The organism is Maritimimonas sp. 2205BS37-2 (genome assembly GCF_056591755.1).
Map to the genome: position 1 here is coordinate 593363 of NZ_JBWQOI010000001.1, position 12326 is coordinate 605688.

Here is a 12326-nt window from a genome sequence, read left to right on the forward strand (position 1 = left end):
ATAACTATTTTATGTCTGATGTAGCTGCTATTGAAAATCTGGTTAAGAAACATGCAAAATTAAAGGCTGAAATCGCTAAAGTGATTGTAGGCCAGCATGAAGCCATAGACCATGTTTTACTTTCTATTTTATGTGGTGGCCATTCACTGCTAGTAGGAGTACCTGGGTTGGCTAAAACTTTGTTGATCAATACAGTTGCACAAGCTTTAGGTTTAGATTTTAAACGAGTACAGTTTACGCCAGACCTAATGCCTTCAGATATTCTTGGGAGTGAGATTTTAGATGAAAATAGAAGATTTAAATTCATCAAAGGACCACTTTTTGCAAATATTATTCTCGCCGATGAGATAAATAGAACACCTCCTAAGACGCAAGCGGCTTTATTAGAGGCAATGCAAGAAAAAGCGGTAACAGTTGCTGGCCATCATTATAAATTAGACCTTCCGTTTTTCGTTTTGGCAACACAGAACCCTATAGAACAGGAAGGAACCTATCCATTGCCAGAAGCACAATTAGACCGCTTTATGTTTTCTATTTATTTAGATTACCCTTCATTTGAAGAAGAAGTGCAAGTAGTGAAAAGCACAACCTCTCATACTACCCAAGAGGTAAATGCTATTTTTTCGGCAAAAGAGATTCTTGATTTACAAAATTTAGTGCGGCGTATTCCTGTGGCAGATAATGTTGTAGAATACGCGGTGTCTTTGGTTGGAAAGACACGCCCGAATGCCAATGGTGTCCCGCAACTAGTAAAAGATTATATTGACTGGGGAGCAGGACCCAGGGCCTCTCAAAACCTTATTTTAGGAGCAAAGGCACATGCTGCCGTAAATGGAAAGTTTTCACCAGACATTGAAGATGTACGCAAGGTAGCTAATGCGATACTGAGACATCGTATTGTGAAAAACTATAAGGCTGAAGCTGAGAATATATCAGAAAAGGAGCTTATCACCGCATTGTTTTAGGAAACTTTTTCTTCGAAAGAAATAATTAAAACTCTTATTGTTTTTATAGAAAATAAGTTGTAAATTTGCACGCCTTTTTGAGCGAGAACAGATTTGCAAAAAGGATTTTATAAAATAAAGTTAAACACCTCTTAATTGTTTAATTGCGTAAAAATCTGATAAACAGTAAGATACAAATATATTAGACTTATGTCTAAACTTCAAGAAAAAATCGATTTATATACCGCTCAGGTAGACAAGTTAGATCTAAAAATCGATAAAAATTTATTAGCAAACGTTACAAAAGGATTAGGTCCATCTATTTATAAAGTAGATTCTGAAAAAGTATCAAGCTCTGATCCAAAAGAATTAGAAACCATCAAAAAGAACTTTTTGATTAAGAAATTAGGTCAAGAAGATTCACCAAAATTAGATGAAGCGATTGCTAGAGCAATTGAAAAAATTGGTTCTTCAAACAGAAATAAATATAGAGCGATTTTCTATGCATTATTAGTTGAAGATTTAGGATTGCAATCATTTTATGAAACTTCAGAAAAAGAAGAAGTTAAAGAAACTAAAATAGAAGAGAAAACAGAAATGAAAGAAGAAACTGTAGCTGAAGCAACAGAAAAAGTAGAAAAGGTAGAGGAGAAAGTAGAACAAAAAGCTGCTCAACCTGCAGAAGCAACTGCAACAAACACACAAGAATTCTTAGATAATTTTGACTGGCATAAATACGAAGAAGGTATTGAAGCTGTTGATGAAGATAAATTAAAAGCTTTTGAAAAAGCATTAGAAGGCACTGTTGGATTTGTAGACGAACGTGAGGTAATTGATGGTACTGTTGTACGTTTAACAGAACGTGAGGCTATCATTGATATCAATTCTAAATCAGAAGGTGTAATCTCGTTAAATGAGTTCCGTTACAATCCAAACTTAGCTGTTGGTGATACTGTTGAAGTATTAGTTGATAAGCGTGAAGATGCAACTGGTCAATTAGTATTATCTCATAAGAAAGCAAGAGTAATTAAAGCTTGGGAGCGTGTAAATAAAGCGCACGAAACTCAAGAAGTGGTTAACGGTTACGTGAAATGTAGAACTAGAGGAGGTATGATCGTTGATGTATTTGGTATCGAAGCATTCTTACCAGGTTCTCAAATTGATGTTAAGCCAATTAGAGATTACGATCAATATGTAGATAAAACGATGGAATTCAAAGTTGTAAAAATCAACCACGAATTTAAAAACGTAGTAGTATCTCACAAAGCACTTATTGAAGCTGATATTGAATTACAGAAGAAAGAAATTATTGGTCAATTAGAAAAAGGTCAAGTATTAGAAGGAGTTGTTAAAAATGTAACTTCTTATGGTGTATTTGTTGACCTTGGTGGTGTTGACGGATTAGTTCACATTACAGATTTATCTTGGAGCAGAATTAATCACCCAAGTGAAGTTGTTGAATTAGATCAAAAATTAAATGTGGTAATACTTGATTTTGATGATGATAAATCAAGAATCCAATTAGGATTAAAGCAATTAAGCAAACACCCATGGGAAGCTTTAGACGAAAACTTAAAAGTTGGTGATAAAGTAAAAGGTAAAGTAGCAATCATTGCTGATTATGGTGCATTTATCGAAGTTGCTGATGGTGTTGAAGGATTAATTCACGTATCAGAAATGTCTTGGTCTACACACTTACGTTCAGCTCAAGATTTCGTAAAAGTTGGTGATGAAGTTGAAGCTCAAATCTTAACTTTAGATAGAGAAGAGCGCAAAATGTCATTGGGTATGAAACAACTTCACCCAGACCCTTGGACAGATATAACAGTAAAATACCCTGTTGGTTCTCAACACACAGGTATTGTACGTAACTATACTAACTTTGGTGTATTTGTAGAATTAGAAGAAGGAATTGATGGTTTAGTATATATCTCAGATCTTTCTTGGACTAAGAAAGTAAAACACCCATCAGACTTTGTAAAAGTTGGTGATAATTTAGATGTGCAAGTTCTTGAATTAGATGTTGAAGGTCGCAAGTTAAACTTAGGACATAAACAAACTCAAGAAAATCCTTGGGATAAACACCAAGAAACGTATGCAATTGACTCTATACACTCAGGGGTTGTTAAAGACAAGACTGATAAAGGAGCTGTAGTTGTATTAAATGATGAAGTTGAAGCTTTTGTACCAAGCCGTTTTACTGAAAAAGAAGATGGTACTAAATTGGCAAAAGGAGAGACTTTAGACTTTAAAGTAATTGAGTTCAACAAAGAATATAGAAGAATTGTTGCTTCTCATACATCTATCTTTAGAGAGCAAGAAGAAAAGAACTTCAAAAAAGTTCAAAAGAAAATGGCTGATTCAGTAGAAAAGCCAACTTTAGGTGATGCAAATAATGCATTACAAGCGCTTAAAGATAAAATGGAAGGAAAGTAATTTAGTTCTATTAACAGAAACTAATTTTAATGATAAAAACCGCTCTGCATAGAGCGGTTTTTTTTATGCAATAAATTATATTTGCTCTCACTAAATCATAACTATGACTCTAATAAAATCTATTTCAGGAATTCGAGGTACCATTGGTGGTAACGTAAACGATAATTTAACTCCAATAGATGCAGCCAAATTCGCGGCTGCCTACGGAACATGGTTACTGAATAGAAATGATACCGATAGAAGATTACGTGTTATTCTTGGGCGTGATGCACGTATTTCAGGTAAAATGATTAGCAGTATTGTGGCTAATACCTTAGTAGGTTTGGGGATAGATGTAGTTGATGTAGGTTTGTCTACTACACCAACTGTAGAAGTAGCCGTGCCATTAGAAAATGCGGATGGAGGAATCATACTAACAGCTTCGCACAATCCAAAGCAATGGAATGCATTAAAACTATTAAATGAAAAGGGTGAATTCTTAAATGGAGCCGATGGAGCTGAGATTTTAAAAACAGCAGAAGCCGATGATTATAACTTTGCCGAAGTAGACGATTTAGGACTTTATATTAAAGACAAAGGATATATAGATCGACATATAGAAGAAGTTTTAAAACTTGAATTAGTAGATGTAACCGCCATTAAAAATGCCAACTTTAAAGTTGTAGTTGATGCCGTCAATTCTACGGGAGGTATTGCGATTCCGGCATTATTAGATAGGTTAGGGGTAGAATGTGTTAAGTTATATTGTGAACCCAATGGTCATTTTCCGCATAATCCAGAGCCCTTAAAAGAACATCTTACCGATATTTCTGAGTTAGTAGTTAAAGAGAATGCACATTTAGGCATTGTGGTTGATCCCGATGTAGATAGACTTGCATTAATCGCTGAAGATGGATCAATGTTTGGAGAAGAATATACACTAGTTGCCTGTGCTGATTATGTTTTAAGTCAATCTAAAGGAAATACCGTATCTAACCTATCTTCATCAAGAGCACTACGTGATGTTACCGAAAAGCATGGTGGTAATTACCAAGCAAGTGCAGTGGGAGAAGTAAATGTTGTACAATTAATGAAAGATACAAATGCCATTATTGGTGGAGAAGGTAATGGAGGCATTATTTATCCTGCTTCGCACTATGGACGTGATTCATTGGTTGGAGTGGCACTATTCCTTACGCATTTGGCTAAATCAGGGATGAGCTGTAAAGAACTTAGAAATAGTTATCCGTCCTATTTTATGAGTAAGAATAAAATTCAACTAACTCCAGAATTAGATGTTGACGGAATACTAAATGCAATGGCCGAGAGCTATAAAAATGAAACTGTAACGACCATTGACGGTGTAAAAGTTGATTTCGATTCAGAATGGGTGCATTTACGTAAATCTAATACAGAGCCAATAATACGTATCTATACAGAAAGTACATCTCAAGAAAAAGCAGATGTTTTAGCACAAAAAGTAATGGGCGAAATTGCTAAAGTAGCTGGTATCTAAGCTTTAATTGGCGCTTTACCTATATGTTTAAAGCGTTTATGAGTCCAAAAATAATACTCTGGGGTTTCTCTTATTTGTTTTTCCAGGATTTTTAAAAACTGATCTGTAATTTTATAATCTTCAACTAATTGAGGCTTTTCTGTTGTGGTTATAAATGTGGTTTCATAATAACCCCTTTTAATTTTTTTAGTAGTAAAAATTACAATAGGTAAATTATATTTTTTAGATAAGAGTTCTGCGCCTGTATGGATAGGCACATTTTTTACTCCCAAAAATTCGCCCCAATGATGTGCTTTATTTGGTTTTGGAGATTGATCTCCTAAGAATCCATAAAGTGATAATTCATTATTTTTTGAATTTTCTCTGATTACCGAGAATATTTCTTTCGTAGGAACTAAAGTTGTTCCGAATCTACCTCTAGTTTCTCTTACTTTTTTATCGAAGTGCAGATTTTTCACTTTTTTATAAATAGCATAGCCATTAAATTTCACTTGAGTATTTAATATAAAAATCCATTCCCAGTTTCCATAGTGTGCAGCGAGTAATATTGCACTCCGATTTTCACTTTCTAACTTATGTAATATGTCTAAATTTTTAAAACTATATCGCTTCGTCAGTTCTTTTTTAGAGATAGTGAAAGATTTTATCATTTCAATAAAAATATCAGTAAAGTGCTTATAGAATTTTTTAGCAATCTGTTTTATTTCTATATCTGATTTTTCGGGAAAAGCCTGTTCTAGGTTGTAAAAAACAGTTTTTTTTCGATATCCAATCACATAATAAACAAGTAAATATGCTAGATCTGATACAAAATATAAGACTCTAAATGGCAGAATAGAAAACAGCCAAATTAAAGGGTAGACCAAAATATACGTCAATAAATGCACTAGTAAAATTTTGGACAAATATCGGTATATAATTTTATCTTTGAGCAAAATATTTCTGTTCAATGGATGCTATTGTACTTGTAATTATTGCCGCTAATGTTTTAGTGTCTTTTAAAGGTTTTTCTGATCGTCTTTTTATTGAAAAAAACAAGTTTCAGATTGGGCCAATTTTAAAAGGAGAGCAGTTGCGTATGCTTACCTCTGGATTCTTGCATGTTGACCAAGCGCATTTGTTCTTTAATATGTTTGCACTATATATTTTTGCAGATGAAGTAATTAATGAAGTTGGTATTTTAAAGTTTGTGATTATCTACTTTGGTAGTTTATTAGCCGGTAACACATTGTCTTTGAGCATGCATCGAAGAGAGCCTTATTATAGTGCTGTGGGAGCTTCTGGAGCTGTTATGGGCATTGTATACGCCGCAATTATGTTAAACCCGAGTATGCGCTTGTCATTTATTTTCTTCCCGGTGTTTAGCTTTCCAGGCTGGGTTTTTGGTGTTGGTTATTTTCTTTATTCCATTTATGGTATGAAAACTCAACTAGGAAATATTGGCCATAGTGCCCATTTAGGGGGAGCAGTAGGAGGTTTTATTTTGACTTTAGCATTATACCCGCAGATATTTTTAGAGAATAGAAACATCATTTTAATACTAGCTGTCCCTATAGTTTTACTGTTTCTCTTTAAAGATAAATTGGAGCGGAATTAATTTTTCATTTAAGTATTCACCGAATCAAATTATTTTTTAAATTTGATTAGTATGATTCAGTAAAATGATAAGTTTTGCTTTTTTCGATTACATTATAACTAAGAAGAAGAGTAGATGTAATGTACAACGATTGTACAACGAAAAAATTAGGATTATTTCTTCAGTTTTAAAGACCTTTAACTACAATAACCGATTTCGGGTTATTGGATTACAAAATATTTACTTAAAACTTCAAGTTTAGTTTGTTTAAGGCTAAACTTTATTAGCATTTCATTATTTGGTTTTGCATTTATGATTTATCGTAAAATGGATTAATATTAAACCTCTAGTTAAACGAAAATATATGAGAAGGGTTATAGTAGACTACAAAAAATTAACACAAGACATTCTAGATTTATTAGTAGAAAAGTATCCTGATGGTTATAATGACTCGGATATAATTTCTTTTAGGAATGCCGCTGGAGAATGGGTTGAAGCCGTTGAAGTACGCACAGAAGATACTGTTTATCTCGTAAAAGTAAGCGTGAAGCTTGAAGAGCGTATGGAAAGTTTTATGGATGAAGATGGCGATAGTGATGGAGATACAGTTTCAAGTAATTCTGGCATCAAAGAAATAAGCAATCAAGAAGTAGACTTAGACGAAGAATAAAAATTAAAACATATGCAGGCCTCATTTCATTTATCATTACCATGTTTAGATGTAGATAGTACGAGCGATTTTTATGTAAACAAATTGGGAGCCAGTATTGGTAGAAGTGGCCATAACTGGATTGATATTAATCTTTATGAAAATCAAATAACTTTTACCAAATCGGGGCGATTTGGATTTAATTATCAAAACTATAGTTTTGAAGGGAAAATATTACCTTCTTTTCATTTTGGTGTAATTGTAGATATAACTACATGGGGTAAAATATACGCAAAAGTTAATGCTGCCAATATTGAAGTGTTTGATGAGATAACTTTTTTAAAGAATAAAAAAGGAGAGCATATCTCCTTTTTTGTAAAAGATCCAAACGGTTATATGGTAGAGTTTAAGTCGTTTAGTACAGACGATGAGATTTTTGAAAAGTGAGCCCTAAACATGCTGGTCAATCAATACAGGATTCCCATCGGGATCTACTAATACGATACTAGCAGGCCCAGTGGTTGTATTATCGGCCTCTCTATCTAATGCAAGTCCTTTTCGTTTTAAATCTTCTTGTATCTCTCTTATATCTTGAAAGCTATTAAGTTTTTGGGCATTTTCATCCCATCCTGGATTAAAAGTAAGAATGTTCTTATCAAACATTCCTTGAAAAAGTCCTATTAAAGCATTCCCATTTTTCATAATTAGATAATTCCGTTCAAGCTCACCTGCAAAAACGGTAAAGCCTAAATTTTCATAAAATTCTTTTGAAGCATGAATATCTTTAACTGTTAAACTGATTGAAAAAGCGCCTAAGTTCATGTTTAAATTAATTTGGTAGTTGTTTTTTTATCTGATCTAATTCTTCCAATATTTTCTCGTTAGAAGTAGCATTTTTATGATTCATTAGAATGAGTTTAATAGATACCAGAAGTACACCGGCCTCTAATAATAATTCTTTGGTAAAACCTTTTACAAACATGGCGACAATAAATAATACCATGGTTGTAACAATTACAATTATATCTGTTGAAGAAAGATGTTTTTTCATCGTATTTGAAGATTTTAGTTATGTTTAATTCTGACTAAGTTATTTAAAAAATGATTTGATGCCTATTAAGACTCATCAATAGTCCTAAAGGTAAGATTAATACGTGGCTTATGAATTTTTTTAGTAGGAGGTAAGCGATGTAACCAATTTGTCTGTGTTTCACCTTTCATAACTAATAAAGATCCGTGTTCTAAAATGAGATCAACTTTTTGCTTGGTTTCTTTATGCTTAAAAGCAAACTTACGCTCTGCTCCAAAACTTAAAGAGGCAATGGCTCCATTCTTTTTTAGATCTTTTTCGCCATCGCTATGCCAAGCCATACCTTCAGAGCCGTCATGATATAAATTTAATAGGCAAGAATTATACGTTTCATTGGTCTTTTTTTCTGCAAGTTTTTTGAGTTCAAGTAGTTCGGCTGTCCAAGGCAAAGCCAATTTCACACGATTAGAGTAAGCATATTCAAATTCTCTGTCACCATACCACGCAACTTTACGCTTTGTAATATATAATTTACCAAAAATCTTTGCTTCATCATTACGCCAGGCAATGGTATTTAAAAGCAAAGCATAATAGTGTGCTGCCTGGCTATACGGCATTACTTTGCCATAATACTGCACAATACCATCTTTGTGGAGTAGGTTACGAGGTTCATCTAAAGCATTGTTGAATAAGTCCACCTTTAATTACTAGTTAGAATTTTTGAAACAAATTCCTTTATCTCTTTTAGAACAATATCAGGATCTGTTTTATGAATATGGTGTGGTTTCTCAATAATAACGTGTTTTTTAATAGTACTGTTAGAGTGATCAATTAATTCATTTCTATACTTAATGTAGGTGTCTTTAAAATCACCATCATTTTTTGTAGCGGATATGATATAAATAGGTAAATGACTTAAGTTTACTTTAGCCTCCTTAAATTGCTCTATTGATTCGTCTATGGCTATCATCTCATTGCCGTAAGTTTTTATACTCTTTGATGTTTTATATGTAGGATGGGGAGGGCTAGGTAGCAAGTAATAAGGGATGCCGCTCCAAGAAAGGTTAGTTAAGGAAAAAATGAAAAGCTTTTCAATGAAAGAAGGTGGCGGCAAGCTATCTTTCATTTTTTCGTGACTCGCATCAATTAAAAAAAGTCCAGCTACATTTTCGGTGAAAATATGTGCATAATATCGAATATGTGCTCCACCAATAGAATGACCAATTAAAATATATGGCCCTGGAATTTGTTCTTTAATCAATAGCTCATTTAATTCTTGAGTGATCTGACGTGTTGTACGCGGGTTGCCGTCTTCTTCACTAAACCCCAAGCCAGATCGATCATACATAAAAACACGACCAATGATTGCCAGCGAATCTTGAATCTTATCCCAAGTATTCATGTTCTCTCCTAATCCGGCTTCTAATATAAAAGTAACCTCACCATTACCGAAAAAATTATAATGAATAGTATTATTTACTAGTTCAGAAAATTTACCCGTGGGGCTATGATTCTGAGCTACTTTTTTATCATATCTATATTGAAAAATTACTCCATAAATCAGAATTGCAATGATTAAAAATAGGGTCAATTTAAAAACCCGCTTAACTATCCTTTTAAACATAATAATTTATTTCACCTCTTATAATTCTCGGCAAGATTTTTAAAATTGTTCATCCATTTTTCGCCTTGCTTTCTATACATGCTAGGAAACAGCATTCCCATTAGCTTTGGTAAAAAGGTCATACGAATATAATCTACTTCCATAGCGTAACGTGTTTTTTTATCGTCAAGTTTGGTGAAAGTAGCTAAGAAGGTATTATCCATATGTTTATGATGATAAAAAGCTTCAAAAGTATCAGGCAGGTTGTTAGCTTTAATGGTTTCAGTCAATATCATTTCTCGTTTTCCTTGTTTGTAGAACATTTTTGATATTGCACCATTTTGACCCGCTTCACCGCTAATCAATTCTTTTTTAACAAATCCATCTTGGTAATCTTTTAAATATTGTGGATCAGCAAATAATTGCGTGACAATGTCTTGTGTTTGATTAATATCTATATGGGCTTTGAATTTCATAAGTAAAGTGTTGGTTTACTCAAAGATACAAAATGAATGTTTTAGTATAAAGAGGAAAGGTCTTACCTATTGATTTACTTTCATTGAACTAAATAATTATGTAAATCAGTGTTTAATTCGTTTAACAAAGCTGGAATATCTATAATATATGACTTCAACTTTTTAACGACTTTATCTTTCTTAAAAAAAGAAACACCATTTTTTAGATCAAAGTCTACCCAACCCATATCGTATTTACTATTTAATTTAGATTGAATTTTCAAAGGCTCAAACTTATATTGGCCTTCTTCGAAACTAAATTTGAGAGTATACTTTATATGATGATATTGTTTACCTACTTTTAAAGCGTTTTCTTTAATTCCGGTTAAGGTTATAAAATTATTTTCAACTTTATTATCAATAGTATCGTCTGAATTCTTATAAGAGGCTTTAATCCAATGAAGTGTTTTTTTATAGATTTCAACTTTAGACATGTTACCTATTTGTGTTATTTTATATTCAGGTGTTAAACCAACTTCGTTATATACGAACTTCTCCTGGCTATAAATTTGTGTTGAAAACAGTAATAATATAAAAACTATGCCTTTCATTTTTATTTGTAAGTGCTTCAAAAAGAGGTCTATTCAAAGATACAAAATGAATGCTTCCTTTTGAAGAATCAGCACTATCGCCTGTAGTTTTCGTTTAACCAACCATGGTAATTGTTACACCCGATTATCCGATCAATGATTAAACATAATTATTTGCTAAATAGAAAAAGGCCTGCAAACTGCAAGCCTTTGTCTTATCCACGCGCTAACCAAAACTACATGGTTCTTCTTGTAGCTACTCTTCGATTGCCGTTTCTTTGCGTTGATCTGCTAGGTGATTTTTTTCTAACAGTATTTTGTTGTCTAGAATTATATTTTCTAGAGTTATTGCTTCTTTTTTGAGTTACACGCCTTTGAGGTGCTTTTCTCGTTTGTGTTCTCGTTTGAGACTGAGAACGCCTTTGCACAGTTCTTTGCTTATTTACTCTTGGTGTTGTAGTTCTTCTCTCAACTGTTGGGCGTTGTTGTGTTGCTCTTGGAGTAGCACGTCTTTCAACTGTCCTTCTTTGTTGTGTAGCTCTTGGTGAGGTAGACCTTCTTTGAGCTGATCTATTTTGTTCTACTCTTGAAGAACTATTTCTTCTAACATCATTGGTTCTTCTTTGAGTCACAGCGTTATTACTTCTACGAACACCTTGTGATCTTCTCTCAACAGATTGATTTCTATTTCTTTGTACACTTCTTTGCTGAGTACCTCTTCGCACACCTTCATTAAGTCTTACCACACGATCGTTACTTCTTCTAGCATCATTATAGCGTCTTGCAGTTCTCCTGCTATCATTATTAGTTCTTATTCTAGAATCGATAGTTCTAAAGCTTCTGCCATTGCGTCTATAGTTTTTATATCTATATCCTCGAGCATAGCCACGTCCTCTATAATAATCATAGCGAACAGGTCTATAATATCTTCTATACGGACGGTAGCTTACAATGCAACGATTAAAAATCGGTCTTATAAAATAATCATGATACGGGTGGTATGTGTAAAATCTATTCCATCTATTAATAAATCCGGTAAAATGAGAGTATACTCCAAATCTATTATAATGAATATATAAGCCACCAACACGATATAAGCGTCCGTTATTATAATGAATGCGCACATTTCCAGCTTGACTAATACGTCCGTAATAGTCATAGTAAATAGGGATATCTTCAATTTGTACTATGGCACCATAATCATCGTATTGTACATAAGCATCATAATTATAGCCCGAATTAAAATTAATACTAACAGCGCCTAGATCTATACCGGCATGAACTGCACCGCCACGTCTAGGGTTTATATAAAAATCAAATTCACCATTTTGAAATACTGAAAATGTAACCCCTCTTTCTACAAAAGTGAACATTTCACCATTACCGTTGTAATATCCATAACTCGAAGTGCTCTCTTTGCTCTCAGCAGCAGCTAGAGGAGAAAGGGCTAAGAAAAGTGCTGCTACAAATAATGCTGTTTTTTTCATTTTTTAAGTGTTTAACTATTAATACTAATTTTTGGTTAGCACTATTACAGGTAGTTTACCA

Annotated in this window: 14 protein-coding genes; 6 read left to right on the forward strand and 8 right to left on the reverse strand. The window is 33.3% G+C overall.

Annotated elements, in window-relative coordinates:
* Window positions 1-11: 11 nt before the first annotated feature.
* From AC1EUU_RS02720 to glmM, 3 genes are all read left to right on the forward strand, one after another.
* Window positions 12-965 carry an AAA family ATPase gene (locus AC1EUU_RS02720; protein WP_480199841.1) on the forward strand — a complete coding sequence of 318 codons (954 nt, stop codon included), beginning with the start codon at window positions 12-14 and terminating at the stop codon, window positions 963-965.
* 189 nt (window positions 966-1154) lie between these two features.
* The gene (gene rpsA / locus AC1EUU_RS02725; RefSeq protein WP_480199842.1) at window positions 1155-3380 is read left to right on the forward strand and encodes a 30S ribosomal protein S1; all 2226 of its coding nucleotides are present in this window, start codon (window positions 1155-1157) and stop codon (window positions 3378-3380) included.
* Between the two features lie 103 nt (window positions 3381-3483).
* Window positions 3484-4875, forward strand: a complete 1392-nt coding sequence (gene glmM / locus AC1EUU_RS02730) for a phosphoglucosamine mutase (protein ID WP_480199843.1) — start codon at window positions 3484-3486, stop codon at window positions 4873-4875.
* Here glmM and AC1EUU_RS02735 read toward each other — a convergent pair.
* Entirely contained in the window at window positions 4872-5825 is a 954-nt protein-coding gene (locus AC1EUU_RS02735) for a lysophospholipid acyltransferase family protein (RefSeq protein WP_480199844.1), read from the reverse strand. The two genes, glmM and AC1EUU_RS02735, sit on opposite strands and share 4 nt — an antisense overlap.
* Between AC1EUU_RS02735 and AC1EUU_RS02740 the strand changes: the two genes are divergently transcribed.
* The 3 genes from AC1EUU_RS02740 (at window position 5825) to AC1EUU_RS02750 (ending at window position 7547) form a co-directional block, all read left to right on the forward strand.
* On the forward strand, window positions 5825-6472 hold the full coding sequence (locus AC1EUU_RS02740; RefSeq protein ID WP_480199845.1) for a rhomboid family intramembrane serine protease: 648 nt from the start codon (window positions 5825-5827) through the stop codon (window positions 6470-6472). The genes AC1EUU_RS02735 and AC1EUU_RS02740 overlap by 1 nt on opposite strands.
* A gap of 343 nt (window positions 6473-6815) precedes the next feature.
* Window positions 6816-7121, forward strand: coding sequence for a hypothetical protein (locus AC1EUU_RS02745; protein WP_480199846.1), 306 nt, complete (start codon window positions 6816-6818; stop codon window positions 7119-7121).
* A 12-nt stretch (window positions 7122-7133) separates the two neighbouring features.
* Window positions 7134-7547: a VOC family protein gene (locus AC1EUU_RS02750; protein WP_480199847.1), complete on the forward strand. Its 414-nt coding sequence runs from the start codon at window positions 7134-7136 to the stop codon at window positions 7545-7547.
* 3 nt (window positions 7548-7550) lie between these two features.
* Here AC1EUU_RS02750 and AC1EUU_RS02755 read toward each other — a convergent pair whose 3' ends face one another.
* The 7 genes from AC1EUU_RS02755 to AC1EUU_RS02785 all read right to left on the reverse strand — a co-directional run bounded on the left by AC1EUU_RS02755 (window position 7551) and on the right by AC1EUU_RS02785 (window position 12265).
* Window positions 7551-7922, reverse strand: coding sequence for a VOC family protein (locus AC1EUU_RS02755; protein WP_480199848.1), 372 nt, complete (start codon window positions 7920-7922; stop codon window positions 7551-7553).
* 7 nt (window positions 7923-7929) lie between these two features.
* Window positions 7930-8151 (reverse strand): hypothetical protein, encoded by a 222-nt coding sequence (locus AC1EUU_RS02760; protein WP_480199849.1) that lies wholly within the window; start codon window positions 8149-8151, stop codon window positions 7930-7932.
* A 65-nt stretch (window positions 8152-8216) separates the two neighbouring features.
* Window positions 8217-8828: an alpha-ketoglutarate-dependent dioxygenase AlkB family protein gene (locus AC1EUU_RS02765; protein ID WP_480199850.1), complete on the reverse strand. Its 612-nt coding sequence runs from the start codon at window positions 8826-8828 to the stop codon at window positions 8217-8219.
* A 2-nt stretch (window positions 8829-8830) separates the two neighbouring features.
* The gene (locus AC1EUU_RS02770) at window positions 8831-9754 is read right to left on the reverse strand and encodes an alpha/beta fold hydrolase (RefSeq protein WP_480199851.1); all 924 of its coding nucleotides are present in this window, start codon (window positions 9752-9754) and stop codon (window positions 8831-8833) included.
* A gap of 11 nt (window positions 9755-9765) precedes the next feature.
* On the reverse strand, window positions 9766-10209 hold the full coding sequence (locus AC1EUU_RS02775; protein WP_480199852.1) for an SRPBCC family protein: 444 nt from the start codon (window positions 10207-10209) through the stop codon (window positions 9766-9768).
* Window positions 10210-10289: 80 nt separating this feature from the next.
* Window positions 10290-10799 carry a DUF4468 domain-containing protein gene (locus AC1EUU_RS02780; protein ID WP_480199853.1) on the reverse strand — a complete coding sequence of 170 codons (510 nt, stop codon included), beginning with the start codon at window positions 10797-10799 and terminating at the stop codon, window positions 10290-10292.
* Window positions 10800-11014: 215 nt separating this feature from the next.
* The gene (locus tag AC1EUU_RS02785; protein WP_480199854.1) at window positions 11015-12265 is read right to left on the reverse strand and encodes a hypothetical protein; all 1251 of its coding nucleotides are present in this window, start codon (window positions 12263-12265) and stop codon (window positions 11015-11017) included.
* Window positions 12266-12326 lie beyond the last annotated feature (61 nt).

Coding starts and splice junctions, on each gene's coding strand:
- AC1EUU_RS02770 (WP_480199851.1), bottom strand. CDS start 9,754: ATGTTTAAAAGGATAGTTAAGCGGGTTTTTAAATTGACCCTATTTTTA.
- AC1EUU_RS02760 (WP_480199849.1), bottom strand. CDS start 8,151: ATGAAAAAACATCTTTCTTCAACAGATATAATTGTAATTGTTACAACC.
- AC1EUU_RS02745 (WP_480199846.1), top strand. CDS start 6,816: ATGAGAAGGGTTATAGTAGACTACAAAAAATTAACACAAGACATTCTA.
- AC1EUU_RS02755 (WP_480199848.1), bottom strand. CDS start 7,922: ATGAACTTAGGCGCTTTTTCAATCAGTTTAACAGTTAAAGATATTCAT.
- rpsA (WP_480199842.1), top strand. CDS start 1,155: ATGTCTAAACTTCAAGAAAAAATCGATTTATATACCGCTCAGGTAGAC.
- AC1EUU_RS02780 (WP_480199853.1), bottom strand. CDS start 10,799: ATGAAAGGCATAGTTTTTATATTATTACTGTTTTCAACACAAATTTAT.
- AC1EUU_RS02750 (WP_480199847.1), top strand. CDS start 7,134: ATGCAGGCCTCATTTCATTTATCATTACCATGTTTAGATGTAGATAGT.
- AC1EUU_RS02740 (WP_480199845.1), top strand. CDS start 5,825: ATGGATGCTATTGTACTTGTAATTATTGCCGCTAATGTTTTAGTGTCT.
- AC1EUU_RS02785 (WP_480199854.1), bottom strand. CDS start 12,265: ATGAAAAAAACAGCATTATTTGTAGCAGCACTTTTCTTAGCCCTTTCT.
- AC1EUU_RS02775 (WP_480199852.1), bottom strand. CDS start 10,209: ATGAAATTCAAAGCCCATATAGATATTAATCAAACACAAGACATTGTC.
- AC1EUU_RS02720 (WP_480199841.1), top strand. CDS start 12: ATGTCTGATGTAGCTGCTATTGAAAATCTGGTTAAGAAACATGCAAAA.
- glmM (WP_480199843.1), top strand. CDS start 3,484: ATGACTCTAATAAAATCTATTTCAGGAATTCGAGGTACCATTGGTGGT.